The sequence below is a fragment of the Limnohabitans sp. 2KL-17 genome, assembly GCF_003063415.1.
Lineage (GTDB): Bacteria > Pseudomonadota > Gammaproteobacteria > Burkholderiales > Burkholderiaceae_C > Limnohabitans_A.
Window position 1 is genome coordinate 62,734 of sequence record NZ_NESK01000003.1, and the last position, 22,549, is coordinate 85,282.

At 45.9% G+C, this 22,549-nt stretch carries 30 protein-coding genes; 17 read left to right on the forward strand and 13 right to left on the reverse strand.

The features are described from left to right. Window positions 1-54: 54 nt before the first annotated feature. Window positions 55-1,014, reverse strand: a complete 960-nt coding sequence (trxB, locus tag B9Z45_RS02065) for a thioredoxin-disulfide reductase (protein ID WP_108405664.1) — start codon at window positions 1,012-1,014, stop codon at window positions 55-57. A 163-nt stretch (window positions 1,015-1,177) separates the two neighbouring features. Here trxB and B9Z45_RS02070 point away from each other — a divergent pair, with 163 nt between their 5' ends. The 7 genes from B9Z45_RS02070 to B9Z45_RS02100 all read left to right on the forward strand — a co-directional run bounded on the left by B9Z45_RS02070 (window position 1,178) and on the right by B9Z45_RS02100 (window position 8,297). After that, window positions 1,178-3,580 (forward strand): DNA translocase FtsK, encoded by a 2,403-nt coding sequence (locus tag B9Z45_RS02070; RefSeq protein ID WP_108405579.1) that lies wholly within the window; start codon window positions 1,178-1,180, stop codon window positions 3,578-3,580. An 86-nt stretch (window positions 3,581-3,666) separates the two neighbouring features. Then, window positions 3,667-4,272 carry an outer-membrane lipoprotein carrier protein LolA gene (locus B9Z45_RS02075; RefSeq protein ID WP_108405665.1) on the forward strand — a complete coding sequence of 202 codons (606 nt, stop codon included), beginning with the start codon at window positions 3,667-3,669 and terminating at the stop codon, window positions 4,270-4,272. A gap of 16 nt (window positions 4,273-4,288) precedes the next feature. Beyond that, window positions 4,289-4,735, forward strand: a complete 447-nt coding sequence (locus tag B9Z45_RS02080; RefSeq protein WP_108405580.1) for an AAA family ATPase — start codon at window positions 4,289-4,291, stop codon at window positions 4,733-4,735. Then, window positions 4,728-6,032: a replication-associated recombination protein A gene (locus tag B9Z45_RS02085; protein WP_108405581.1), complete on the forward strand. Its 1,305-nt coding sequence runs from the start codon at window positions 4,728-4,730 to the stop codon at window positions 6,030-6,032. Before B9Z45_RS02080 ends, B9Z45_RS02085 begins: the two co-directional genes overlap by 8 nt. Beyond that, complete coding sequence (locus tag B9Z45_RS02090) at window positions 6,029-7,063, forward strand: SMEK domain-containing protein (protein ID WP_108405582.1); 1,035 nt, start codon at window positions 6,029-6,031, stop codon at window positions 7,061-7,063. The genes B9Z45_RS02085 and B9Z45_RS02090 overlap by 4 nt, the downstream gene beginning before the upstream one ends. After that, on the forward strand, window positions 7,063-7,902 hold the full coding sequence (locus tag B9Z45_RS02095; protein ID WP_108405583.1) for an abortive infection family protein: 840 nt from the start codon (window positions 7,063-7,065) through the stop codon (window positions 7,900-7,902). Before B9Z45_RS02090 ends, B9Z45_RS02095 begins: the two co-directional genes overlap by 1 nt. Window positions 7,903-8,015: 113 nt before the next feature. Next, entirely contained in the window at window positions 8,016-8,297 is a 282-nt protein-coding gene (locus B9Z45_RS02100) for a hypothetical protein (RefSeq protein ID WP_108405584.1), read from the forward strand. A gap of 38 nt (window positions 8,298-8,335) precedes the next feature. Here the strand turns inward: B9Z45_RS02100 and B9Z45_RS02105 are convergent, their stop codons facing one another. From B9Z45_RS02105 to mobC, 4 genes are all read right to left on the reverse strand, one after another. After that, a complete protein-coding gene (locus B9Z45_RS02105) occupies window positions 8,336-8,791 on the reverse strand; it encodes a hypothetical protein (RefSeq protein WP_108405585.1) in 456 nt (151 codons plus the stop codon). Between the two features lie 14 nt (window positions 8,792-8,805). Further along, window positions 8,806-9,480 carry a hypothetical protein gene (locus B9Z45_RS02110; RefSeq protein ID WP_108405586.1) on the reverse strand — a complete coding sequence of 225 codons (675 nt, stop codon included), beginning with the start codon at window positions 9,478-9,480 and terminating at the stop codon, window positions 8,806-8,808. Between the two features lie 98 nt (window positions 9,481-9,578). Beyond that, window positions 9,579-10,910, reverse strand: a complete 1,332-nt coding sequence (locus B9Z45_RS02115) for a relaxase/mobilization nuclease domain-containing protein (RefSeq protein ID WP_108405587.1) — start codon at window positions 10,908-10,910, stop codon at window positions 9,579-9,581. Then, window positions 10,907-11,323 carry a plasmid mobilization relaxosome protein MobC gene (gene mobC / locus B9Z45_RS02120; RefSeq protein ID WP_108405588.1) on the reverse strand — a complete coding sequence of 139 codons (417 nt, stop codon included), beginning with the start codon at window positions 11,321-11,323 and terminating at the stop codon, window positions 10,907-10,909. The genes B9Z45_RS02115 and mobC overlap by 4 nt, the downstream gene beginning before the upstream one ends. Window positions 11,324-11,853: 530 nt before the next feature. On the opposite strand from mobC, the gene B9Z45_RS02125 reads away from it, so the two are divergent. From B9Z45_RS02125 to B9Z45_RS02135, 3 genes are all read left to right on the forward strand, one after another. Further along, window positions 11,854-12,222, forward strand: a complete 369-nt coding sequence (locus B9Z45_RS02125; RefSeq protein WP_108405589.1) for a hypothetical protein — start codon at window positions 11,854-11,856, stop codon at window positions 12,220-12,222. Further along, entirely contained in the window at window positions 12,209-12,502 is a 294-nt protein-coding gene (locus tag B9Z45_RS02130) for a hypothetical protein (RefSeq protein WP_146180860.1), read from the forward strand. The genes B9Z45_RS02125 and B9Z45_RS02130 overlap by 14 nt, the downstream gene beginning before the upstream one ends. Window positions 12,503-12,885: 383 nt before the next feature. Continuing rightward, window positions 12,886-13,440 (forward strand): type 4 pilus major pilin, encoded by a 555-nt coding sequence (locus tag B9Z45_RS02135; RefSeq protein ID WP_158270358.1) that lies wholly within the window; start codon window positions 12,886-12,888, stop codon window positions 13,438-13,440. A 68-nt stretch (window positions 13,441-13,508) separates the two neighbouring features. On the opposite strand, the gene B9Z45_RS02140 is transcribed toward B9Z45_RS02135, so the two are convergent. Then, window positions 13,509-13,865, reverse strand: a complete 357-nt coding sequence (locus B9Z45_RS02140; protein ID WP_108405592.1) for a helix-turn-helix domain-containing protein — start codon at window positions 13,863-13,865, stop codon at window positions 13,509-13,511. Between the two features lie 109 nt (window positions 13,866-13,974). Here B9Z45_RS02140 and B9Z45_RS02145 point away from each other — a divergent pair, with 109 nt between their 5' ends. Beyond that, window positions 13,975-14,220 (forward strand): hypothetical protein, encoded by a 246-nt coding sequence (locus B9Z45_RS02145; protein WP_108405593.1) that lies wholly within the window; start codon window positions 13,975-13,977, stop codon window positions 14,218-14,220. 76 nt (window positions 14,221-14,296) lie between these two features. Continuing rightward, the gene (locus B9Z45_RS02150; protein WP_108405594.1) at window positions 14,297-14,695 is read left to right on the forward strand and encodes a hypothetical protein; all 399 of its coding nucleotides are present in this window, start codon (window positions 14,297-14,299) and stop codon (window positions 14,693-14,695) included. A gap of 28 nt (window positions 14,696-14,723) precedes the next feature. Here the strand turns inward: B9Z45_RS02150 and B9Z45_RS16850 are convergent, their stop codons facing one another. From B9Z45_RS16850 to B9Z45_RS02165, 4 genes are all read right to left on the reverse strand, one after another. After that, entirely contained in the window at window positions 14,724-15,050 is a 327-nt protein-coding gene (locus B9Z45_RS16850; RefSeq protein WP_146180862.1) for a hypothetical protein, read from the reverse strand. A gap of 76 nt (window positions 15,051-15,126) precedes the next feature. Then, window positions 15,127-15,483 carry a hypothetical protein gene (locus tag B9Z45_RS02155; RefSeq protein WP_108405595.1) on the reverse strand — a complete coding sequence of 119 codons (357 nt, stop codon included), beginning with the start codon at window positions 15,481-15,483 and terminating at the stop codon, window positions 15,127-15,129. An 11-nt stretch (window positions 15,484-15,494) separates the two neighbouring features. Next, window positions 15,495-16,334 (reverse strand): site-specific DNA-methyltransferase, encoded by an 840-nt coding sequence (locus B9Z45_RS02160; RefSeq protein WP_108405596.1) that lies wholly within the window; start codon window positions 16,332-16,334, stop codon window positions 15,495-15,497. Window positions 16,335-16,466: 132 nt separating this feature from the next. Then, entirely contained in the window at window positions 16,467-16,802 is a 336-nt protein-coding gene (locus B9Z45_RS02165) for a hypothetical protein (RefSeq protein ID WP_108405597.1), read from the reverse strand. 296 nt (window positions 16,803-17,098) lie between these two features. On the opposite strand from B9Z45_RS02165, the gene B9Z45_RS17200 reads away from it, so the two are divergent. Further along, window positions 17,099-17,635 carry a hypothetical protein gene (locus B9Z45_RS17200; protein ID WP_199221819.1) on the forward strand — a complete coding sequence of 179 codons (537 nt, stop codon included), beginning with the start codon at window positions 17,099-17,101 and terminating at the stop codon, window positions 17,633-17,635. A 12-nt stretch (window positions 17,636-17,647) separates the two neighbouring features. On the opposite strand, the gene B9Z45_RS02175 is transcribed toward B9Z45_RS17200, so the two are convergent. After that, on the reverse strand, window positions 17,648-18,004 hold the full coding sequence (locus tag B9Z45_RS02175) for a helix-turn-helix domain-containing protein (RefSeq protein ID WP_108405598.1): 357 nt from the start codon (window positions 18,002-18,004) through the stop codon (window positions 17,648-17,650). Between the two features lie 138 nt (window positions 18,005-18,142). On the opposite strand from B9Z45_RS02175, the gene B9Z45_RS02180 reads away from it, so the two are divergent. The 3 genes from B9Z45_RS02180 to B9Z45_RS02190 all read left to right on the forward strand — a co-directional run bounded on the left by B9Z45_RS02180 (window position 18,143) and on the right by B9Z45_RS02190 (window position 20,099). Next, the gene (locus tag B9Z45_RS02180; protein WP_108405599.1) at window positions 18,143-18,790 is read left to right on the forward strand and encodes a porin family protein; all 648 of its coding nucleotides are present in this window, start codon (window positions 18,143-18,145) and stop codon (window positions 18,788-18,790) included. Window positions 18,791-18,800: 10 nt separating this feature from the next. Continuing rightward, window positions 18,801-19,703, forward strand: coding sequence for a hypothetical protein (locus tag B9Z45_RS02185; protein WP_108405600.1), 903 nt, complete (start codon window positions 18,801-18,803; stop codon window positions 19,701-19,703). A 66-nt stretch (window positions 19,704-19,769) separates the two neighbouring features. Then, the gene (locus B9Z45_RS02190) at window positions 19,770-20,099 is read left to right on the forward strand and encodes a hypothetical protein (protein ID WP_108405601.1); all 330 of its coding nucleotides are present in this window, start codon (window positions 19,770-19,772) and stop codon (window positions 20,097-20,099) included. Between the two features lie 39 nt (window positions 20,100-20,138). Here B9Z45_RS02190 and B9Z45_RS16855 read toward each other — a convergent pair whose 3' ends face one another. Both B9Z45_RS16855 and B9Z45_RS02200 read right to left on the reverse strand, forming a co-directional pair. Further along, the gene (locus B9Z45_RS16855; RefSeq protein WP_146180863.1) at window positions 20,139-20,384 is read right to left on the reverse strand and encodes a hypothetical protein; all 246 of its coding nucleotides are present in this window, start codon (window positions 20,382-20,384) and stop codon (window positions 20,139-20,141) included. 579 nt (window positions 20,385-20,963) lie between these two features. Further along, a complete protein-coding gene (locus B9Z45_RS02200; protein WP_108405603.1) occupies window positions 20,964-21,947 on the reverse strand; it encodes a replication initiation protein in 984 nt (327 codons plus the stop codon). Between the two features lie 247 nt (window positions 21,948-22,194). Here B9Z45_RS02200 and B9Z45_RS02205 point away from each other — a divergent pair, with 247 nt between their 5' ends. Beyond that, window positions 22,195-22,542 carry a hypothetical protein gene (locus tag B9Z45_RS02205; RefSeq protein WP_108405604.1) on the forward strand — a complete coding sequence of 116 codons (348 nt, stop codon included), beginning with the start codon at window positions 22,195-22,197 and terminating at the stop codon, window positions 22,540-22,542. The last annotated feature ends 7 nt before the right edge of the window (window positions 22,543-22,549 follow it).

The following is a 22,549-nucleotide window of genomic DNA, read 5'->3' on the forward strand; positions in this document are numbered from 1 at the left end:
GAAAGCGGCTCTTTTCCCATTTGGGCAAGGCACGGCAGGCTCAGGGAAGTTTCCTTAGCCGTTGTTTTGTTCCAGAAAACGCTGCGCGTCCAGGGCAGCCATGCAGCCAGTGCCCGCGCTGGTAATGGCCTGGCGGTAGACGTGGTCCTGCACATCGCCAGCGGCAAACACACCGGGTACGGAAGTTTGAGTTGCGAAGCCCTTCAAGCCGCTTTGGGTCACGATGTAGTTGTTTTCCAAGGTCAGTTGCCCCTGGAAGATGTCGGTGTTGGGGGAGTGGCCAATGGCAATGAAACAACCCTTGAGTTCGATGTCTTCCAGGCCACCATTCACGGTGCTTTTGAGGCGCACACCCGTGACGCCCGATGCGTCACCCAGCACTTCTTCCAGGGTCTGGAAGGTCTTGAGCACGATCTTGCCTGCAGCCACCTTTTCCATCAGCTTGTCCACCAAGATGGGCTCGGCCTTGAATTTGTCACGGCGGTGGATCAAGTAGACCTTGCTGGCGATGTTTGACAGATACAAGGCCTCTTCAACAGCGGTGTTGCCGCCACCGACCACACAGCAGAGCTGGTCTCGGTAAAAGAAGCCGTCGCACGTGGCGCAGCCGCTCACGCCCCGGCCCATGAAGGCTGTTTCAGAGGGCAGTCCTAGGTATTTGGCCGAAGCGCCCGTGGCTATGATCAGTGAGTCACAGGTGTAAGTGCCGCTGTCACCGATCAAGGTGAAGGGCCGCTGTTCGAGCTTGACAGTGTGGATGTGGTCAAACACGATTTCGGTGTTGAATCGCTCTGCATGCTCTTGAAAACGTTGCATCAACTCCGGGCCTTGCACGCCATGAACGTCGGCGGGCCAGTTGTCCACTTCGGTGGTGGTCATGAGTTGACCCCCCTGGGCCATGCCTGTGATCAGCAGTGGTTTCAAGTTGGCGCGGGCCGCGTACACAGCGGCGGTGTAGCCAGCAGGGCCAGAACCGAGGATCAGGACTTGGGCGTGTTTGGTAGTGGCAGACATGTTGGCAATCGGGTTGAGCAGTTGGTTGAAAGACAAAGGGCTTGTGGTGCATTGAACTGCACGATTGTAAGAAACCCCCAAATACAAGATGTTGTCAGGGTCTCAGCTCGGGGCGAGCAATGCCGCAACGGCCGCTTGATGGGGTAAGCTTGAGGCCTAATTTATGACCTATTCACTGCACACATTGACCAACCCTGCGGTCCAGGCCAAGGCGCTGGATGCACCGCAGTCTTTCTGGGCGCGATTTGCACAAGAAATCGGCTTGTTGATGGGGGGTGCCTTGCTCTTGCTTTGCCTTTTGGCCTTGCTCAGCTATCAAGCTGCCGATCCCGCCTGGTCCACCTCTGGCAGCGGCCAAGGCGTACGCAACTGGATTGGCCCTGCAGGAGCCTGGCTGGCAGATCTGGTGTATTTTGCTTTTGGCTATTCCGCATGGTGGTGCCTCGCAGCGGCGGCCCGCGCCTGGTTGGTGGTTTTGGCCCGCTGGATGCGCGGCCCATCGGATGAAGACGAGTTTCCTCAATCTGCCGACTGGCGGCACAGCCGCTGGATTTTTTGGCTTGGCCTGGTGGTCTTGGTGGCGGCGAGCGCGAGCATTGAATGGGCCCGTTTGTACCGCCTGGAGCCTCATCTGCCGGGGCACAGTGGTGGTGTGTTGGGGTATTGGGTTGGCGCAGTCAGTGTGCAATGGTTTGGTTTTACCGGCGCGGCATTGATCGGCATCGCGCTGGTGGTGGCGGGTGCAGCCATGGTCTTTCGCTTTTCATGGGGCCAGTTGGCCGAGTCTGTTGGGGCCCGCATTGATGGCCTGATTCAGTCCCGCCATGTCAAGCGTGAAATTCAAGAAGATCTGGCATTGGGACAAAAAGCTTTGCGTGAACGTGAAAAATCCATGCCCATGCAGGCCATCGAACCTCAATGGGACATAGACCATTTGCCCTTGGCGCCCGAGGGTGAGCTCGATCTGGAGCCTGTGCCTTTGCCCATGCCTTCAGCGACCCCGATGGTGATTGAGCCTGCGGTCATGAACGTCCCGCGCAGTGATCGGGTGGTCAAGGAGCGCCAAAAACCACTGTTCACTGAATTGCCGGACAGCAAACTTCCTCAGGTGGATTTGCTGGACAGTTTGTCGAGTCGTCAAGAGACGGTGTCCCCTGAAACGCTGGAGATGACCAGCAGGTTGATCGAGAAGAAACTGAAAGATTTTGGCGTCGAGGTGCGTGTAGTGGCCGCTGCCCCGGGCCCAGTGATCACACGCTACGAAATTGAACCTGCCACAGGCGTCAAAGGATCCCAGGTGGTCAATCTGGCAAAAGACTTGGCGCGTTCGCTCAGTCTGGTGTCAATTCGGGTGATCGAGACGATTCCCGGAAAGAATTTCATGGCACTGGAACTGCCCAACGCCAAACGCCAGTCGATCAAGCTGAGCGAGATTCTGGGCTCGCAGGTTTATCACGAAGCCAAGTCGATGCTGACCATGGGGCTGGGCAAGGACATCATTGGCAACCCGGTGGTGGCCGATCTGGCCAAGATGCCGCATGTGCTGGTAGCCGGTACCACCGGCTCGGGCAAGTCGGTGGGTATCAACGCCATGATTTTGTCGCTGCTCTACAAGGCCGAGGCACGCGATGTGAGATTGCTGATGATCGACCCCAAGATGCTGGAGATGTCGGTCTATGAAGGCATTCCGCACTTGTTGGCCCCGGTGGTCACCGACATGCGTCAGGCTGCAAACGGTCTGAACTGGTGTGTGGCCGAGATGGAAAAGCGCTACAAGCTGATGAGCAAAATGGGTGTGCGGAATCTTGCGGGCTACAACGTCAAGATCGACGAAGCCACGGCACGCGAAGAGTTCATCTACAACCCCTTCAGCCTGACCCCGGACGATCCCGAGCCACTCAAGCGTTTGCCGCACATCGTGGTGGTGATCGACGAGCTGGCCGATTTGATGATGGTGGTGGGCAAGAAAATCGAAGAGCTGATTGCCCGGCTGGCTCAAAAAGCCCGTGCCGCCGGCATCCACTTGATTTTGGCCACCCAGCGTCCCAGCGTGGACGTGATCACCGGCCTGATCAAGGCCAACATCCCGACCCGGATCGCGTTCCAGGTGTCCAGCAAGATCGACAGCCGCACCATCCTCGATCAGATGGGGGCTGAGGCCTTGCTGGGTATGGGTGACATGCTGTACATGCCTTCGGGGACAGGTTTCCCGATCCGTGTGCATGGTGCTTTTGTGAGCGACGAAGAAGTGCACCGCGTGGTGAACTATCTCAAGAGTCAGGGCGAGCCTGATTACATTGAGGGCGTGTTGCAAGGCGGCACAGCGGACGATGATGGTGGCATGCTCGGTGAGGGCGACAACAGCGAAAAAGACCCGATGTATGACCAAGCGGTCGAGGTGGTTTTGAAAAACCGCAAAGCCAGCATTTCACTGGTCCAGCGTCACCTCAAGATTGGCTACAACCGCGCAGCCCGATTGGTTGAAGACATGGAAAAAGCCGGCTTGGTCAGCAGCATGAGCGGCAGCGGCCAGCGCGAAATTCTGGTGCCTGCAAGGGCCGAGTAACAGCTATGCATTCAATTTTCTGGTTGTGTCGCACCGCGTTGGCATTTCTGGGCAAGTGCTTTTTGGCTTGTGGGGCTTTGGCCTTGATGGTTCCGGTGCAAGCCGATGGCCTGGACCTGTTGGCTCAGTTCATGAAGCAGGCGCGCAGTGGGCGTGCCCAGTTCGTCCAGGTCGTCACTTCACCCAGCCGTGCCGGGCAGGCGCCTCGGGCTAAAACATCGAGTGGCAGTTTTGAGTTCCATCGGCCTGGCAAATTCCGTTTTGATTACCGCAAGCCTTTTGTGCAAACTCTGGTCGCCGATGGTCAGACCCTTTGGCTGCACGATGTGGAACTGAACCAGGTCACGGCACGCAAGCAATCTCTGGTGCTGGGTTCAACCCCGGCTGCCTTGTTGACGGCTGCCGCTGACTTACAGGCCCTGAAAGCCGATTTCCAATTCGCGCCAGAGCCTGAGCGGAATGGGTTGCAATGGGTACGTGCCACACCGCAATCGCCAGACGGGCAAATTCGCTCGGTGTTGGTGGGCTTGCGAGCTACCCCCGCAGGACCCGAACTGGCCGTGCTGGACGTGCAGGACAGCCTTGGCCAGCGTTCGGTGTTGACTTTCTCGGCTTTTGAGATCAACCCGGTTTTACCCGCCAGCACATTTGTATTCAAAGCCCCTGCTGGCGCTGACGTCATCAAGCCATGATGTGCGGGAGGGGTCAATGAAAGCGGCCAACTTGTCCCCCCACGCCCCACTTGCCGAGCGCTTGCGCCCTCGAAATCTGGGCGAGGTGATGGGCCAGCAGCATCTGCTGGGCGAGGGCATGGCCTTGCGTCTTGCATTCGAGTCCGGTCAGCCTCACAGCTGCATTTTGTGGGGCCCGCCAGGCGTAGGAAAAACCACCATCGCCCGCTTGATGGCCGATGCCTTTGATGCCCAATTTCTGTGCATCAGCGCGGTGCTGGGTGGCGTCAAGGACATCCGCGAGGCCGTGGAAAAAGCCGAGGCCGTTCGCACCGGCTTGCACCCCCAGCGCACGATCATGTTTGTGGATGAAGTGCACCGCTTCAACAAAGCTGTCAAGTCCCTTATAAATCAACGACTTAGGAAGCTGCTTGTGCAATTCCTTGTGCTTCCGCATTGTTCAATGGGGGTGAAGCATGGCTGATTTGTTCGCACAAGAGCCCTCCGCACCACTGGCTGAAGCACTTCGTCCAAAGACCTTGGACGAGGTGGTCGGACAGTCGCACTTGCTGGGTGAAGGTAAGCCTTTAAGACTTGCCTTCCAGTCAGGCAAACCACACTCCATGATCTTCTGGGGGCCGCCGGGTGTTGGTAAAACCACTTTGGCACGCCTCACAGCTACAGCCTTCAAGTGCGAGTTCATTGCCTTGTCTGCGGTGTTCTCTGGTGTCAAAGACATTCGCGCTGCAATGGAGCAAGCACAGCAGAACCTCTCTATGGGCAAGCACACGATCTTGTTCGTAGATGAAATTCACAGGTTCAATAAGTCCCAACAAGACGCACTTCTTCCCTATGCTGAAAGTGGGTTAGTCACCTTCATTGGTGCTACCACTGAGAACCCTTCTTTTGAAGTGAATTCGGCTTTGTTGTCGCGGGCTCAGGTCTATGTTTTGAAGTCCTTGACAGACGAAGAACTGAAGCTGTTGCTTGTCCGTGCTCAAGAGCTTGCCATTGGCCATCTTCAGTTTGATGACCTGGCTAGGGACACCATCATTGGCTACGCAGATGGGGACGCCAGAAGGTTCTTGAACCTGTTGGAGCAGACCAGTACAGCAGCTAAGGCTTCTGGGATCACAGCAATCAATGCTGACTTCTTGCAGAATGCTTTGACCTTGAACAGTCGTCGTTTTGACAAGGGTGGCGATAACTTCTATGACCAGATTTCAGCCTTGCACAAGTCAGTGCGTGGGTCCCATCCTGATGCTGCCCTTTATTGGCTGACAAGAATGTTGGACGGTGGTGCTGATGCAAGGTATCTGGCCCGGCGAATTGTTCGCATGGCATGGGAAGACATAGGCTTGGCTGATCCAAGGGCCATGCAGATAGCTAACGATGCTGCACTGACCTATGAGCGGTTGGGTAGTCCTGAAGGTGAATTGGCACTGGGGCAAGCTGTCATCTATCTGGCCATAGCTGCGAAAAGCAATGCTGGTTACAACGCCTACAACCAAGCTAAAGCCTTCGTGAAGCAGGACAAGAGCCGTGAGGTTCCTGTTCACCTTCGCAATGCTCCAACAAAGCTCATGAAGGAACTGGGATATGGGCATGAGTACAGATATGCTCATGATGAACCCAATGCCTATGCTGCTGGTGAAACCTATCTTCCTGAAGGCATAGAAGAAGCGGGTTGGTATAAGCCAGTGCCAAGAGGACTTGAAGTCAAGATTGCTGAAAAGCTTGCGCTGCTAAAAAAATGGGATGAAGAGGCTGGAAAAGAATGATTACAAGAGGCTATTTCATTGGTCAGATCATCGATGAACTGACGGCGGTTTCACAACAGGTTAAGAGCCGAAGTGGACTTCAGCTTTTTGATTTGAATCGCTATCTAGAGGATTTTTTCAAAGACATCCTCAACATTGTTTATGGTTACAAGCTGATAAATCTCAATGAAGAGCGATCAAACAACCCCGGCTTGGACTTGGGCGACGAAGTTGCAAAAGTTGCCTTTCAGGTGACGTCCACGAAGAGTTCAAGCAAGGTCAACGAGACACTGAAGAAAGCGGCCAAGCAAGTTGGAAAGTTTCCGAAAATGTTTGTGTTGATCTTGCAGGACAAGCAAGGCAGCTACACACTAGATGCTGCCCTTTCCAAGCCGTTCGGCTTCATTGCTGAAGAACACATTCTTGATATTGGGGACGTGTTGAAGAAGGTTCTATCCCTTCAAATTGAACAACTTCAAAGACTGCATGACTTGGTCAGTAAGGAAGTGGCCCGTGTCAAGATTGAACTAGAAGTTCCAGACAAACATGGTAAGTTTCAAACAAACATTGACTCATTCATTGAGCAGGTACCACGTGAGCGATTTGAAGGTATCGACACCTACTACGGACATCTAGTCTCTGAGGCAGCAAAGGAGAAGGCAACCTACGATGTTAGCCAAGAAGATGTCGAAAAGGACTTCAAAAAACTCATCAAGAAGTTGAGGGGACTACCAAGGATTTCGCGCCAGTTCTACGCGTTCCTTCTTGATCGTGGAGCTTGGGATGAGACAAACAAATTTATCAATGCTGACTATTTGCAGCGAGTCTGTAGCTTCCCAGATATGGACGGTGAGTTGAGATTGTTAACTGCGGCGGATCTATGCTGGTGGCAAGAACCAGATGAGCAAGGGCAAAGTGCTTCGTGGCGAATTGCTACGGTGACACCATCAAAGAGCTATGAATTCACTTGGGAATTGATGGACTTTTTGAAGCAAAAGAAAATCGGACTTGAGAAGGTCATTGTTAGTCTCGATTTTTCAGACTTTAAATAATGAAGTTGTCCGACTTCTCTGCTCAAAGAATTGGCGAATTCATTGCAGGCGATCCTGAAGGGTGGCCGTATAGAAGCGGTCCGAAACTTGTAGCCTTCTTCAATAAGATGGGCTTTAGGGAAGTCTATGGACAGGGATTCCCCAGTCGTGCAACCTTTGCGAAAGAGAAGGTTGCAGAACTGAATGGAAAGCCAAAGCTGAAAGATGCCTTTCGGGAAATGCTTGACCTAAGGCTTTGGCTTGAAGTTACCACTGGAACAGTGGAGGCTTGCGCTGTTCAGATCAACGAAATTTTGAAGTATGACGGTTATGAAGTTGTCAGAGATGGCAACTTTTACAAAGTTCGTGAACTGGCTGGTGCAGTCATTGAGGTTGAAAACCGCTTTGCAGAATCGGAAGAACTTAGTGAACTTCTGATTGAAGAGCAAATTCAAAAGTGCAGAGACAAGGTTGAAGTGGGCGACTATTCAGGTGCCATTACCAATGCAAGAAGTCTGGTTGAGGCGGTCTGCGTAAAGATCGAAGCCGATCTAGATGCAAATGCCCTAGGCAATGATGGGGACCTAGTGAAGCTTTTCAATCGGGTGAGAAAGTTGCTTAATCTCGATCCCAGCAGGCAGGACATATCCGAGTCACTTAAGCAGGTTCTTTCAGGGTTGTCCAGCATTATCAATGGCCTTGCTGCCATGCGAAACAGGATGTCCGATGCTCATGGTGTTGCCTACAAGCCAAGTCGGCACCATGCAAAACTTGCCGTGAATTCAGCTAAAACACTTGCTGATTTTCTATTCGATACGGTGAGTTATCAAATAGAAAAAGGTGGGCTGAAGAAAAAGTAGTAAGTTAAATTCATATGAATTTAACTGAAAGAACAAAAGCCACTCTTCGATACTGATTTTTGTTGACTTTGGCATTGTGTTTTGTATGTTGTTCTCAAGAAGGAGAATAACAAATGAAGACGAAGATTATTAAAGAAATTATCAGAAATAGGAAAAGATCAATGAGCTTTGAGATCGTTCTTTCAAGAGAATATTTCTACCCTCTTGATGAAGATGGTAAAGAAAAAAATGTAAGCACCTTAAATTATCGAGTTAGATATTGTGTAAAACACGAAGGATCTGACAAGATTTTGAAGTGCTTCTTAACTCATGAAAAGGCCAAGAAATTTGTCCACGAAATGAAATATGAAGAGGAAAAGGCAAACGCGAAGAAGAATAAAAAGATAGCTAAGTGATCCACATTCAATTTTAAAGCACCCAATCGGGTGCTTTTTCATTTGGAAAGCTTTGCCTGTTCACGCTTAATTCTCTCAATAAACTTCTTGAGAATAAAGGTCGCATCTTCAATCATTTCTTCGAGATCGTCTGAGTCTGCATCGTTTCTGATGATGATCATTCTTGTGTCCCCGATTGAGTAGTTCAGATCGATGCTGACTTTGTTTGGCTTGTTGTCGACTGACGGATTGTTCACTATCAAATATCGCGCACCCAAAGCTTTTTCCTTTTCGACTTCACTTGAGAGTATGGAACTTACGATCTCCGATTTATCACGTCGTTGCTTTTTGTCTCTAATTTCCATCAGATTCTTATGCTTTGATGTGTAAATCTGATAGAGCCTTAACTTTGTTTCAGAAATATTCTGAATGTTGATGGCGGTAACTTTTATGCTATTTTGTTTCAAAACTTCAATGGCATGTAATATTTCTTTATCTAGCTCCCTTCTGTTCATTGTTTCTCCTTGGGTTATATTTTTACTAGCTTGGTTTTGATTTGAATTGACTTTGGAGCCAACTTCTCTTCAAGGTATAGATTGCTGGAAAGCTTCATGATTTCCAAGTCAAGACTCTTGTCATCCATAAGGTTGTGCAGAAATATCTCTGCCATCTGTATTTCATTATTGACATTCACTTGCATGAAGTTTGGGGCCTGGTGAAAGAATTGATAATTTCCAATGTCACCAATCCAGTTCCTCACTGATATTTTTCCCATCCTCTGATTCCTTCTGGCTACCTCTGCCTTGGTCATTTCGGGCGTAATAGGAAATAGAGCTTTGTAGCCATCAAGTACGAAATCCCTAAGCGTGCTCTCCGCTTCTTTGTATTCTTTGATAATCTCATAGTAATCTGAACCGAAGTATTTCTTTGTAAGGTAATGTTCTTTTACTGATTCAAAAATTGTTTGATAGGCTTTGCTGGCTTGGTTTTCTTTTAAATACTTACAAGATTCCTTGATGAAGTATTTATAGAAGCTCTTTGTGCTGAGTTTTCCTACATCCATTATTTCTAAAAGATCAGTGCAATACACAAGGTGTAAGTGGACGAGCTTTTGAGGGGAGAATTCTGTAGCTTGCTGAATGATTGTCAGCTTTGCTATGTTGCCTTTTATTTGCTTATATGCATTTGACTCTCTCTTGATCATTCGATTTCTCCTGTTATGTACAAATAGCAGAAGCAAGTGCAATGTCAAGTGAAAATCATATGATTTTTACTGTCATATTAAAATTACTTTAATGGTGCTTACTTGATCTTTAAATCTTTTTCACCTTTGTGTTGTGCCTTTTTCTTTTCAAGTTCAAGATTTAAAGCGATCAGTTTTTGCTCCAATGCCATAAGCTGGCTTTTGATTTGTGAAGCTCTTTGGCCATTAGCACTGGCAAGTTGAAGAAGCAGGCTGTGATACTGCATAGATAGACTGCCAATCTGTGTTTCGAGTCCACCAAGTGCGGCACCAGCAGCCATGACACCAGACAACGGGCCTTCACGCTCCTGTTCATCTTGGCGTCGTGCAACGTGGTGAGGGAGGCTTGCCGTTGGTAGTTTGGTAGCAGGATCAGACTGCTCTTTCAACTGGGTAAGCTGTTCCTCCAATGCATTGCGGATTTCTTTGGTTGGCACTGGCCTTTCTTCATGAACCTTGGTTACACCAGAAGCCTTCTTGAACGGTTTGTGAGTGCGTTTGGCACCTGCTCTAGGTGTTAGGTATCGGCGCTGATTGAAGGCTGTTCTTGCCTCGATATGGTGGATAAGCTTGACCCTTTGTGACTGTGCTTCGTCAGGTGTTAGGAACTTCGGGATCTTGGACTGGTGGTGTTCATTCACCAGTTGGCCATAGTCTGAATCCCTCTTGAAAAGTGGCCCCTTCAAGCGGGTGTTCTTCTTTGTACCAGGCAGGCGAACGGTGATGAAGTCGTCACCAATTTTCGGAATGTCCATGCCGTTCTTCTTCATGTATCCGATAAGCTGGTTTCGATTCGTTATGAAGCCACCCACGATTTCAGAGTGAAGAACTTTTGCAAAGTCGGTCTTAGTCTTCTTGTTCTTCTTCCCATTGGGTGACTTGGCCTCAAAGGGTTTCAAACTGATTTTGAGTGGATCTGGCACCACTTGTGCGAATCCGAAGTTGTCATTCATGACACTGACAAAGGTGTTGAAAAACTGAATGTTTTTTTCACCGGGTGGATGAATGTTTAATTGAGAATTACTGGTTAACTCTGTATTGGCATAAAGAAAATGAAGTTCAATATTTTCTTTATCTTTGTGCATGACCCAGAAGTCAGCAAAGTTTTCATCAACCTGCAAACATGGTAGGAATGTTGAACGGAATGTCTCAATCAGCGTTGTGATCTGTTCTTGGGTTACAGAATCGTTATCACGAAAGGCGATGACACCAGAGGTGTACTTGTGCAGCCTTTTCGTGGCATTAGCAATTTCGGTGAAAGTGTTGGGATCACCGAATAGAATTTCTGGTTGAACAGGGCGCTTCTTGCCTTCATGATCGGTATCACTGAGTAAGTATTTAACCGCTGATTCGGCGCCACATTTGCCAGTTGGGAAAATGGTTATGTTCATTTTTTCCCTTTGAATAGTTCTGCAATAGTGCACACTCCTTCCTGAATCTTGGTGAGTTCTTTGAACATTCCTTCGGTTGATTCATTCCAAACTTTCAAACGATTTAGAGATCTAGCAATCTGATTTATATTGCTACCAATTTTTCCAAGAGAGGCCAAAAGCTGAACACGCAATTTGTGCTCTGCTTTGGTTTCCTGGTTGGATTGATCGTGTGCTGAAAGAAGCACAGCACGGGCCCAGATCGCAGTAGAAGAAGCGCCAGCTTCAGCGGCTCTATCTTGAAGAGCGATCCACTCTTCAGGTGTGAATCTGATTTCAAAACGCTTGGTACGAATTTCTTTGTTGGCTTCTACGCCTGCTTGGCCCGCTCTTTTTTTGAGAGTCGGGTCTTTTTCTTTTTTTATGGGTTCCATTGGAAGCCTCCCTTTTTGTTATTTTTATCGAGCTTCGCGCAGCAGGGGGTGTGGGTGAAACCCACGATATTCAACCTAAAGTTAGCCCGAAAGGGATAACGTAGGATTGATTGACCTTGCTTAATCTCTTGAAACCCTGTTTTTTTGAATTTGTAGGGGGTTAGAGTAACGGTGCTTTATTTAATGCTAGCGCTTTAAATATGGATGTCAATAATTCAATATCACTAAGTAGTCATTTGATAGTCAAAAGGACATTCATATCAAAACGATTTTTTGATTATTGAACTTCATAGCAATTCATGTTTTTGCAAACAACACTCCATAGCAAGCTGTACACCATTTGCTATGGACAGTGGCACTCCATTTTGCGCGGCAGTCTATAGAAACTACTACGCAAGAAGATACAGCCGTTGGCACTCCAATTTGAACGAGTATTCGTACGCACAGTACACGTGTGTGTATGAATATTTGGTTGACAATCGTTTTTGGCTTGGTATTCATATACGAATGGCCCAAAAGGAGAATAACAAATGGCAACAAAAAAAAGAGCGTTAAAGAAGGTTGGTGTGATGAATGCAGAAGAGGAATCCAAAAGAAAGATTGTTCGTATTGGAGCAAGAATAGATCATGACCTATATATTCTTTGCAGAATGGCATATAACCGTCAAGGTATATCTATGGAATCAAGGATTGAGGACTTATTAAAAAGAGATGTTGATGTGATGTCAAAGAACCAGTGGTTTAAGGACATGATGAAAAGCGATTTGCTTACTAAATATGTGATGCAGGCCAACTTAGCTTCCAACGCTCAAAAAGCTTCGCATGACGATGATGAGCATAATGATGATAACCAGTTTGGTGGCAAATATGATATCGGAGGTGAAGATGACATTGCCTAAAAATGGAAAGGTTAGAATAAACCTAACAATTTCAAGAGTTACTTATTTGCTTGCAAAAGATATTTATAGAATTATGGGAGTAACTTTCGAAGATAGAGTTGAATTTCTTATAAGAAGAGACTTGAAAAAAGAAATTATTAAGCCCTGGTTCAAGAATGGAATGAATAAGTTGGGTAAAGAGATGGATTTAACAGAAGGAATGAATTTGGAAGAATCTTGGATGAAATGGTTTCTATCAGAAGACCCTTCTGAATTTATAAAAATTGACCGTAGTGAATAAGCTTGTTGCAACGCACTTGCCTTGTGGCGGCCCCGGCCTCACATAATTAGGGAACGGCGAAGCGTTCTCCCTCGCGTGACCTAGTTGCCGAGCGAAAATATAGCACTCGAATTGCATAGCGAGCGTATATCAATATCTAAAGGTGTCGATTCGGACGGCCAGGCATGGTGGGTTTGTAATGTTTTCCATGTTGCATATTTCTAATGAAGAGCGAAAAAGACCAGCGTATGCCAGTCTTTTTCTAACAATAACCAAAGGTAGGAATGTCCGACGTTCGATCATTTTTAATCTAGCAGTTTAGTTTTATTTGTCAACAACCGTTGACTTTTTATTTTCTTGATCTAGCTTAAATAAATAACAATAAAAAAGGGGAAATAATGAGAATGCTTAAAAATAAAAAGAACGGTTTTACTCTTGTAGAGATCTTGTTGGTGGTTGGATTCATTGCCTTGGCTGGTATTGGTATCTATACCGTTTACAGCAAAGTTCAAAACTCAAATGCAGCACTAACCGAAGGCAAAAACTTAGACACTTTAAGAGGTGGAATCAAGAGTTTATATGGCGGAACACAGAATTATGCAGGGATAACCAATACCATTCTCAATGATGGTCGTATAACACCTGACTCAATGCGTCCTATGCCATATCAAGCAGGAAATGGAACCATCACCAATAGTTTCGGCGGGCCCGTGATAGTTACACCAGTTAGTCTTGGTGGCACAAACAACGCGTTCAGAGTTGAATACAACAATGTTCCAGGTTCAGTTTGTGCGAAGTTGATTTCAGGAGCGGGTGCAGGATGGGATCAGATCGAAGTGGGCACTGGTACTGTTCAGGTTAAACCATTTGGAACTGGATCGTTGAATATTGGTGCGCTAACAACTTCTTGCGCTAGCGATACAGGTACTGGCATTCCAGTTGTGTTCGTTTCGTTGTAATCATGGAGAACAAAAGAAAGAGCACCAAATGGTGCTCTTTTTTTCTGTCCAGGGCGGCGATTAATCTTCTATGCGATTTTTTTGTACTTCTTATGGGCGATGGCACACACACCTTCAACGATCTTCAGCAATTCATCTCTATCGCCGCTGCCTAGACCATCCATGAGGTTGGCAATGTGCTGGGCCTGCGCATTCAAGGCGGTGCTGGTTTCAGTCACCAGTTCAGCTACTGAGCATCCAAAAGTCTTGGCAAGCATGCCTAGCAACTCCACATCTGGTGAGCTATCGCCGCGTTCATACCTGGCATAGCCCTCAGTGGACATGTTTAGCTCTTCGGCCACCATCCGTTGAACGAGCTTTGCCTCCATGCGCTTCTGCTTGATCCGCTGTCCTACGATGTGTCTAAGTTGAAGCTGTCTGCTCACGTTGCGCCTTATCTAGTTAAATTCATATGATTTTGACTGACAAAGGGGGCGTAGATCAAGCTTGGAAGAGCACGCTAGACTGAAGCTGTCCTTGTCTTGGAGTCGTGGGATGAAGCCAGAATTGAAGTGGGTAGTCGATAACACTGTGAAGATCTGGAAGAAGAATGGTCTGCTTCACCGTGAGGATGGGCCTGCTGTCATCAAGGGCAGTGGTGAGAATCGAATTGAAGACTACTGGTTTGAAGGCTGTTTAGTGAGTGCCGCTATGTTGGAGTTTCACCAGACCCTTGCGGCTGAGATGGATGAAATTGTTAGGAACAGGAAGGTGGTCAGACTTGACTCAATGAGGTTTTAATTGAAAATGTATCCATCGATTTTGGTTGACTATTTATTTTGATTTTGTATGTTGTTTCCAAATAGGAGAACAGCATATGATCATAGTAAGCCAAATTATTTCCCCCATATTTTTTGTCATTAAGGATATTTTTGTGACTCAGACAATTCAGCTTGAAGGGCAAAAACCGTCGAAACCGATAAGCTGCAATCAGCTTATGGGCTTTGGATTCGCAGAAATTAAGACACTTCCCAATGGAGTTAAATTCATTTTCTTTACTGTCGGAGGAATTCCGTTTACTGCGCCAGCCACATCTGCCAATATTAGCGCACTATCAAAATTTATTCCTGTATATGAACTTGAATTTGATGATGACTGTAACATGAAAAAAACAGAAGTTTCTGAAAGTATAGAAAACACAATAGCTCGAAAAATTGCAAGAACTAGAGCGGCACATGAGATCGAAGAAGCCTACAAAAATCCAAAGCCCGAATAATTTTAAAAGCATCTAATTGGGTGCTTTTTTATGGCTTGAACTTGATTTGTATGACTTCTCCGAAGTCTGGAATCGCTTCAACCTGTTTCTTCTTTTCATTGATGATTTTTTGCAAAGCCTCAAAACCATCTAAAAGATATGTCCTGTCTTCTGGTCTGATAGTGCCATTGAACACACTGTTTCCCTTGATTGCTAGATCAAGAAGATCGCTAAATGTGGATTCTTGCTCAAAGAATGGATCGTCTGTTGCTGAATCAGATAAAGATTGTTGGATTGATGGTGTGGCAATTCCTGACTTTACATTAAAGTAGATTCGTTGGAATGATTCAAATTCTATTGCTACTTTTCCTTTCATTTTTTCTCCTGTTTCTATTATTTATAGCAAAATCACATTGATAGTCAACAAAAAGCACCCAGTGGGTGCTTTTGTTTTATACGAATAGCACTTCTAGTTTTCGCTTCTGTTTCCGATTTAAGTAGGACATTAGTATCGGGTAATTGTCCTGAACTGTTTTTGTAAGTTCATCATGCAATGCAGAGAAGTCTTCAGACCCCATGAATTCAATCACTGATAGTGGATGCTTAGGCATGCCTTTAAGTTGCATTCCTGCTTGAACCATGAAATAGCTGTTGTAGCCAATCAAAAGTTCTTTAATCCGATCTTCGGTAGTCGCTCCCAGTTTCTTGAAAACCGGAATCAATTTTCTGCCATCTTGAGTCTTGACAAAGTTGAAAAGCTTGTCATACATTCCATTGATGCAGTATTGGAGGCAAGTAGTGTTTTTCATGGCTGCTCTCCTTATGCTGCAACCAAGTCTGCCAACTCGGTATCCATGAGCCTGTCCAACTCGCGCACGATGGCAGGTTCGTCATCTGGTGCGTAGAAGTCAAAGGCAAGTTGCTCTGCCTCGATCCTGGCCTTGGCCATCTCATACATGGCAGGACTCTTCTCAAAGCCAATCGCATGTCGGTTGTGTTTCTTTGCAAGGACCAGAGTTGTGGCTGAACCTGCAAAAGCATCTAAGACAACATCCCCCTCTTTGCTATGGATTTTGATAAGTGGCTCAATCATCCAAGAGTATTTTTCTGTTGGGTGTTTAGTCTTTTTCCTGCCAATTGGCCCCTCAAAAACTTGGGTCATGTCCTTTTGTTCACCAAAGTTAAAGGTGTATTGCTTGCCTTTAGTAAGAAATACACATTCTTCGATGGAGCTTCGATAATTAACCTTACGGATGCTAGGGACAGCGTTCAGTTTTTTGAAGTAAATCTTGTTCTTGAAATTCAAGTGAAAATCTCGTTCAAGGTAATGAACAATCAAACCGGTGTATTTGCGGTCAAGAAACAAAATCATTGAGCCGTTGTCTTTGAGCACACGGACAAACTGGGCAATGAATGGCTTAAGCCATTGGTAGTAGTCGTCAATGTTGGCCCAGCTATCTTGGAAGTCTGAACCCCATGCCTGGCGGGTGGTGACAATCTTGCTGCCTTTCTTGGTGAGCTTGGAACTGTCTGCAATGCCGTAGGGAGGGTCAGTCAATACCAAGTCAACGAAGTTGCTTGGAACGGTGGCAAGACCAGCTTGGCCATCAAGGTTGTGAAGTGCATTAATTCCGAAGTATTTTTGTTCTGCGTGGTTCATGGTGGAACCCTTTCTTTAAGTTGGTTTTGTTTAAGTCACATTTAGAACCCTCCTTTCCATTTGAATGAATTCAAGTGGTAGGTATGAAGTGGGTAATCGCTGTAAAAACACCAGTGTGGTGTCTGTTTTTGCTTAGTTCGCTATGGTTTTCCTAAACAACTCACGAATTGTTTTTCGTTCGTGATTGCTAAAAGTCTTCATGATCATTTCATAACCAAGTTCAATAGTCACCTTGATGGATTCCTTCAAGTTATTCATGTTTACCTGTGACTTGTCAAAACCTTGCAATTTCATTTGAGCCAAAGTATCAGAGATTTGATACGCAACAAGAAAGACTTTAATTTTGTTTGTCTCTGCGTCCTCCACGGATTTAATCTCTTCAACGAATTTCTTCATTGGTCCGGTTTTAAGAATTTCGTCAAGACCAAAAACACCGTTAGGCACTGCGACAAGATTTAATTGATTCATAAATTTCCTTTCAGTTGAGTCAGTTTTTAACCCTTCTAATTTAGCACCCCATGCGCCAATCTAGATTTATTGGGTTAGTTGTTGTTGATTAATTTCTTTGTTTGTTTAATCAACAAAACGAACTGTACTCTTGTCAAGAAAATAGATCTATGAACTGGTTCTTGGTTACACCAAGAGAAACGTAGGGTTGTAAAAAAAGCATCCGAAGATGCTTAATACTCGATAACGGGTTTTAATGTAAATTTGACTTTTGTGATCTTTTTTTGTAATGGAAAAAGCTTTAAAGGAAAAATGAAATGAAAAATGGACAATATATAGATGAAGGCGTTGAATACTGGTATTTCAATGACCAGCTTCACCGTGAGGATGGTCCTGCCTGCACTGAATCTGATGGTTCAGTGTCTTGGTATCTCAATGGGGAATTACACCGTGAGGATGGGCCTGCTGTCGAATGGGGCGACGGTGGAAAAGAATGGTGGATACGTGGCAGAAGGCACCGTAAAGCTGGTCCTGCTGTGATCTTTTCAGACGGAAGCCATTCCTGGTATCTGAATGGTCAGAGACACCGAATTGGTGGACCAGCCATTGAGTTCATGAACGGTGCTCAAGCTTGGTACGTGAATGGCTTAGTTCACCGTGAGGACGGTCCAGCTTTGGTTGGAATTGATGGCACCTTAGTCTGGTACCTCAACGGAAGAGAAGTGCCGCAAGAAGCCTTGCTGGTCGGAATCAGCGCCCAAAAGCCTGTAGTCACTATGTTGGCAATGAGGCAGAAGTATTTGGGCGTAGGTGGTCAAAGAACTGTGGCTGATCAGGGCCGTGAGGCCAACTGAAAGTTGGCTTGCTTACAGGTGGTGCTTCAGCCTTTCCGCAATCTTTTGCACCACTTCAACGATCATGGCCCTGTCTGCTTCAGGCAGGGTCTGAAGAACTTGTGAGATCAGCTCTGCCTGGTCACTTGTCCTGCTGCTGCTCTCTATCAGTAGTTCGTCAATGCCGCACCTGTAGAGGTCGGCAAGTTCAGCGAGTCTTTGCACTGTTGGCATGGTGATGGCTCGCTCCATGCGGCTCACAGCTTCAGGGCCGATTTGAAGTGCTTGAGAGACTTCCTCTTGAGTCAGGCCGCACGACTCCCTCCGAAGCGCTAAGGCCTTACCAATGCTTTTGAAAAGCTCCTTGTGCGGTGTGATCTGTGTGGGCATTGAGTAACTTTAAGTGTGACAACTTGTATGGTTGCTAGTCAACCTAATGCGTTGAACATGCGCTAAAGTTGAGTCACGACCTTAAAGGTCGTGTTCTCGCACTCAAGTGATGATTTTTCAACTTTTAGGGAAAAAACGATGATGAAGAAATTCTGCCTCGCGCTGGTTGGGTTGGTGCTTTCCTCCTTGGTTCATGCCCAGGACCAAAAGAGCGACTGGTACGTGGGTGCTGGTGTGGGTCAGTCAAACATGACCTTCGACTCTCAAGACTTCCGGGTGAATCCAAGCATCGCTGCTGCTGGCTTCAATGCCTCCACCTACGAAACACGCGACAGCACGTCCTTCAATCTCTATGGTGGGTATCGTTTTTCGCAAAACTGGTCTGTCAAGGCTGAGTACACCGACTTTGGAAAGCAAAAGTGGGGCTACAACATCACAGGTGGAAACGCTAACTCTGACCTGAACGTCAAGGGCTACTCACTGTCAGCGGTGGGAACGTTTCCAGTGGTTGAGAAGGTGTCCTTTCTTGTTGAGGCAGGGGCGTTTGTCTACGATGCCAAACGTTCTCCTACACACAGCGGTACCGTGGTGCCTTTGACGGGAACGCCTGAAATCTCCAGCAAGATGGGGTTGTCTCCTTATGCTGCCATTGGTGCTCAATACGAATTAACAACAAATGTGGCGGTCGTCGGCAAGTATGCCTATTACGGAAAGGTTGGCTCAGAAGAGGAATTCGGTCGGGTCAATCTGAACAACTTCAACATTAGCCTTCAATACAGTTTCTAAGGGTGTTCTCATGATTAATACCCTAACTAAAGTTTTTGCTGTATTCCTGATCGTTGCCGGTTTTACCGCATGTGGCAAGAAATCAGAGGATGTGCAATCGCAAAATAATCCGCCAGCAGCCCTAGACAATACACCAATCTACAGGCAAACAGAAAAATTTGGCACAGTTAGCAATCAAACATTGGTGCCTGTTTTTGAAATTCCTTCGCTGTATACAAACTACACGCGTCAAGAGCTTTCTGAAGCCAGCAAAGATGAGTATCAGAAATTCCCAGAATCTACTTTTGAAGCCTATGTGAAAACATGGATTCAGCAAGCAGCTTCAGTTGAGCAACCTGATTGGATCGTATTGGCAGGTATCCTTAGTCCCCAGTTGGCTACGGAAACGAACGAATTTAAAAAACAAGAAGCTGCGGAAAAAGTTAAAAATGAAGTGGCTTCCGATAAAAGCAAGCTCAATGTCGTGTACGGCTGGCAAGGTGAAATGCTCTTTGTTGCTGGCCCTGATGTGAGCAATGGCGAGTACTACCTCACCATTCGGCCAAACGCCATCTATCAAGTTGTCTCCTATCAGAACTCAAAAAACTACCGCTACAACCTCTTCTATCGTCCAGATTTTAAGGCGCTAGGCATGCTCGGTGACAATCGCGGGGATATGCAATTGACGGTCAAAGTGCCTATTGAAAAAGCCAAGGAGATTGAATCGCTGAGAGATGGCCAGAAAACTATGATTCGTGTCTACGGCATTGTGAAGGGGCTAACTGATGAACGTAGGCCTCAGATCCGAAAAGATTCCTCTGAAGCGAGTTTGAGTGTCGAAGTTAAAGCCTTAGAATTCGGTATCAGAACGAATGGCCAGTTCAAGACATTTTTCTTCCTTGATTCTGACCAGTTGAAAAAATCAAAAACCTAGTAATGGCGCTCCATCAATGGGGCGTCTCCCAAAGTAATAACATGAAAAAATTCATACTCCACTTTGATGAGCGAATACGTCTTCGCAACTCATATGGACATCATGAACCCTCATTTCCGTTTTTTTGAAGAGTGTATTAAGCCCGTTTTCCGCAAGGATACGAACACTACCATTGACGACACACTGATTGCACTGGCTTACCCCAGTATCATTCTCATCGGTCCGGCTCCCTATTTCAAGGATGCTGTGGTTGATGTCGCAAAGACTGGCATTAATATTGAGCCTGACAAGTACTCGCTCTATTATTTTTTGTTTGAGAATCCTGAATTCTGCCAAAAAGTCGTAGAGGCTCATGAATCACTTCATGAGTTCTTCAAGGCTTGGCAGGCTAAATAAGATAGAGCACCCTAGAGGCGCTTTATTTTTGTCTGTTAATTAGCATTGAATTAAGACTTTCCCATCCTTGCTGTCAGTAGTCTGCTTGCACTGATTCTGACAGGTGATTGCAATAGAACCATTGTCGGCTCTATGTTGTGTGCAAGAAGAAGGATTTCTAATTTCAATTCTACCTTGGCTGCTTTGAATGACTAAAGGATCTTCAGGGGGAGTCTTGTTCATCTCTTGAGCAAAAGAATTTAAGGCCATAAATGTTAGCAAGGCGACTGTTATTTTTAATTTCATAGTGTTTTTTTGTTAAATGTATTTGTAATGGTGCAAGAAAATGTAGATGATGCACGTAAGGCCAATTGAAAGAAGTACGCATATAAACCAAAAAAGCCTCTCGATGTTTCTTGAGTCCTTAGCGATATCAATATTCAATTGAATGGCGTTCAAGTCAATGCCTTTAAGTAAATATTCCAGATTTTTCTTTTTGTTTTTTGGTTTATCTGTGTGATCCATCTCTTTCAATTCCTTTTGGCTGAGTTTAAAGAAATAAATGAGAAAGTCAAGCGTAAATGAGAAAATCCCATTTCTGGGATTTCTCTTGCTTAATAATAATAAAAATTCGCACTGGCTAAACAGGGATTGGAAACCGATGCTGATATTAAGTTAGCGCAAGAAAATTAGAAGTCAAAAATTGCGTGCGGCGCGATTTTTCTTACTTCTATTGAAGTTTGTCCTTCGGATATATCGTATGCAATTGAAACCCTGGCGGGATCTTGATTTTTGATTTAAGTCCTTCGGAATTTTCTTTGCTCAATGACCCCGGTAGATGGGGGTAACTATCTGATATACACCATAGTGAACCCATATGACTAGTTATGTAGTTAGGATTCTTGTCCAGTTTTGAACAGCTTCTTTATGTTTGGAAAAGGTACTTCTGGCTAGACCACACTTTTCCAAATTGCCAGATGTCAGAGTTAAACCACGTTGCTTGCAGGTGTAGATAGCTGCTTTGATGGTGTCATCCACTTTCTCTGTTCTCACAACATGTGAGTAATCAGCACCAAGTGCCTGCTTTTCTTTGATTGGCATGTCTTCTGGAAGCTCAAGAACACCTCTGTTCTTCTGGTTGCCAATGCTGTTTCTATGCTTCCAAGTCCACTTGCCTACAGACTTTGCTGTTGAAAGGGCTTCTTTCGCTGGTAGAACACCATTTAAATGGTCTAGGAAGTGACCGTTGATAGTCAATGCCTTGGAGTCCACGGAAGCTTGAAAAGCAGCAAGGGAAGGGTGTTTTTTGACCTCTACATAGGCCCAGTGTCTGAGGGTGTCAAACAAGGTAGTGTTTCGCCCAATTCCTGAGTCGTGCAAGGCCAGCTTGCGCTTGTATGCTCTGAGATCAACACCATGCTCCTGGAAGTCCTCAAGATCGACCTTGTTGCCATGACAGAGCGTGCGCCAGTATGGGTGAATGGGGTTCTTGACAAGGTGGCCAGTGAATCCTTGATCGGCACCTAGCATGTGGGTCAAAGCAATGTCTGTTGCCTCATAGAACTTCTGTGGTGCTCTGCGTGCTTCCTCTGTGTAGTAGACAGGGACCCTAAGTTCATACAGATAGTGGCAATGAGCGTTCTCTGGGTTGATGATTACAAAGGTTGGTGGGGGGAGTCCTTTGTCCTCCCAGAAAAATGCTGCACCTGGCTTGTCAATGTCGAGTGCAATGAACTTCTTATAGAGCTGATTTAACTCTATGTAGCGATAGCTCAAGGCCTTTTCTTTTCTTCTGAATCTTGTGCCTTCATCCTTGTATTCAGCACTTCTTACTTTTTCTGGCAATGCCTCAATAAAACTTGTTAACATGGAAATTCCTTTATTTCTATTGAAATTCAGGAAAAGGTTCTATTTGGTTATTGACAAGTGATTTTAAATACGTTTTAATATTTACATCAGGTCATAGCCTCCACAGCTTTTGTTATTCCTGAATTTCTAAAATGCTCAAGTTAACCGCTTGGGCATTTTCATTTCTGCTATTGTTTTACGAAATTTATTGTAGAAAGTCAAATTGTTATGTTGACTGTCTATTTCAATTTACTAAAATTAAGAATAAATGGAGTCAGATACGCAGTTAGAAGAAGGCAACTATTTTGTTCAGAAGAATAGATACAAGAATAGGGCAATGAAGTTCTTGATGGTCAGTGGTGGTGCAATGATTGCTACATTGGGTGTGGCCGTTGCTAGTCCAGCATTAGGAGCTTTAGCAATACCAGTAGCAGCAGGCGCAGCACTTGCAAGTGCAAGTTCAATCATGGGATTTACAGCAAATAAAGTTGCTGAAAACCTTACGGATGTCTATGAAGACAAAACAATGAGGCAACGATTCTCATCTGGCTTGAAGGCTATGAGAGAAAAGACCCTTGGTGCTAGCTCTGAGAATAAATTAAAAATGAAGGCATGAAAAAAAA

Bases quoted from the DNA above. Each gene is read 5' to 3' on its own strand.
- trxB (WP_108405664.1), bottom strand. From the start codon at position 1,014: ATGTCTGCCACTACCAAACACGCCCAAGTCCTGATCCTCGGTTCTGGC.
- B9Z45_RS02070 (WP_108405579.1), top strand. From the start codon at position 1,178: ATGACCTATTCACTGCACACATTGACCAACCCTGCGGTCCAGGCCAAG.
- B9Z45_RS02075 (WP_108405665.1), top strand. From the start codon at position 3,667: ATGGTTCCGGTGCAAGCCGATGGCCTGGACCTGTTGGCTCAGTTCATG.
- B9Z45_RS02080 (WP_108405580.1), top strand. From the start codon at position 4,289: ATGAAAGCGGCCAACTTGTCCCCCCACGCCCCACTTGCCGAGCGCTTG.
- B9Z45_RS02085 (WP_108405581.1), top strand. From the start codon at position 4,728: ATGGCTGATTTGTTCGCACAAGAGCCCTCCGCACCACTGGCTGAAGCA.
- B9Z45_RS02090 (WP_108405582.1), top strand. From the start codon at position 6,029: ATGATTACAAGAGGCTATTTCATTGGTCAGATCATCGATGAACTGACG.
- B9Z45_RS02095 (WP_108405583.1), top strand. From the start codon at position 7,063: ATGAAGTTGTCCGACTTCTCTGCTCAAAGAATTGGCGAATTCATTGCA.
- B9Z45_RS02100 (WP_108405584.1), top strand. From the start codon at position 8,016: ATGAAGACGAAGATTATTAAAGAAATTATCAGAAATAGGAAAAGATCA.
- B9Z45_RS02105 (WP_108405585.1), bottom strand. From the start codon at position 8,791: ATGAACAGAAGGGAGCTAGATAAAGAAATATTACATGCCATTGAAGTT.
- B9Z45_RS02110 (WP_108405586.1), bottom strand. From the start codon at position 9,480: ATGATCAAGAGAGAGTCAAATGCATATAAGCAAATAAAAGGCAACATA.
- B9Z45_RS02115 (WP_108405587.1), bottom strand. From the start codon at position 10,910: ATGAACATAACCATTTTCCCAACTGGCAAATGTGGCGCCGAATCAGCG.
- mobC (WP_108405588.1), bottom strand. From the start codon at position 11,323: ATGGAACCCATAAAAAAAGAAAAAGACCCGACTCTCAAAAAAAGAGCG.
- B9Z45_RS02125 (WP_108405589.1), top strand. From the start codon at position 11,854: ATGGCAACAAAAAAAAGAGCGTTAAAGAAGGTTGGTGTGATGAATGCA.
- B9Z45_RS02130 (WP_146180860.1), top strand. From the start codon at position 12,209: ATGACATTGCCTAAAAATGGAAAGGTTAGAATAAACCTAACAATTTCA.
- B9Z45_RS02135 (WP_158270358.1), top strand. From the start codon at position 12,886: ATGCTTAAAAATAAAAAGAACGGTTTTACTCTTGTAGAGATCTTGTTG.
- B9Z45_RS02145 (WP_108405593.1), top strand. From the start codon at position 13,975: ATGAAGCCAGAATTGAAGTGGGTAGTCGATAACACTGTGAAGATCTGG.
- B9Z45_RS02150 (WP_108405594.1), top strand. From the start codon at position 14,297: ATGATCATAGTAAGCCAAATTATTTCCCCCATATTTTTTGTCATTAAG.
- B9Z45_RS16850 (WP_146180862.1), bottom strand. From the start codon at position 15,050: ATGAAAGGAAAAGTAGCAATAGAATTTGAATCATTCCAACGAATCTAC.
- B9Z45_RS02155 (WP_108405595.1), bottom strand. From the start codon at position 15,483: ATGAAAAACACTACTTGCCTCCAATACTGCATCAATGGAATGTATGAC.
- B9Z45_RS02160 (WP_108405596.1), bottom strand. From the start codon at position 16,334: ATGAACCACGCAGAACAAAAATACTTCGGAATTAATGCACTTCACAAC.
- B9Z45_RS02165 (WP_108405597.1), bottom strand. From the start codon at position 16,802: ATGAATCAATTAAATCTTGTCGCAGTGCCTAACGGTGTTTTTGGTCTT.
- B9Z45_RS17200 (WP_199221819.1), top strand. From the start codon at position 17,099: ATGAAAAATGGACAATATATAGATGAAGGCGTTGAATACTGGTATTTC.
- B9Z45_RS02175 (WP_108405598.1), bottom strand. From the start codon at position 18,004: ATGCCCACACAGATCACACCGCACAAGGAGCTTTTCAAAAGCATTGGT.
- B9Z45_RS02180 (WP_108405599.1), top strand. From the start codon at position 18,143: ATGATGAAGAAATTCTGCCTCGCGCTGGTTGGGTTGGTGCTTTCCTCC.
- B9Z45_RS02185 (WP_108405600.1), top strand. From the start codon at position 18,801: ATGATTAATACCCTAACTAAAGTTTTTGCTGTATTCCTGATCGTTGCC.
- B9Z45_RS02190 (WP_108405601.1), top strand. From the start codon at position 19,770: ATGAGCGAATACGTCTTCGCAACTCATATGGACATCATGAACCCTCAT.
- B9Z45_RS16855 (WP_146180863.1), bottom strand. From the start codon at position 20,384: ATGAAATTAAAAATAACAGTCGCCTTGCTAACATTTATGGCCTTAAAT.
- B9Z45_RS02200 (WP_108405603.1), bottom strand. From the start codon at position 21,947: ATGTTAACAAGTTTTATTGAGGCATTGCCAGAAAAAGTAAGAAGTGCT.
- B9Z45_RS02205 (WP_108405604.1), top strand. From the start codon at position 22,195: ATGGAGTCAGATACGCAGTTAGAAGAAGGCAACTATTTTGTTCAGAAG.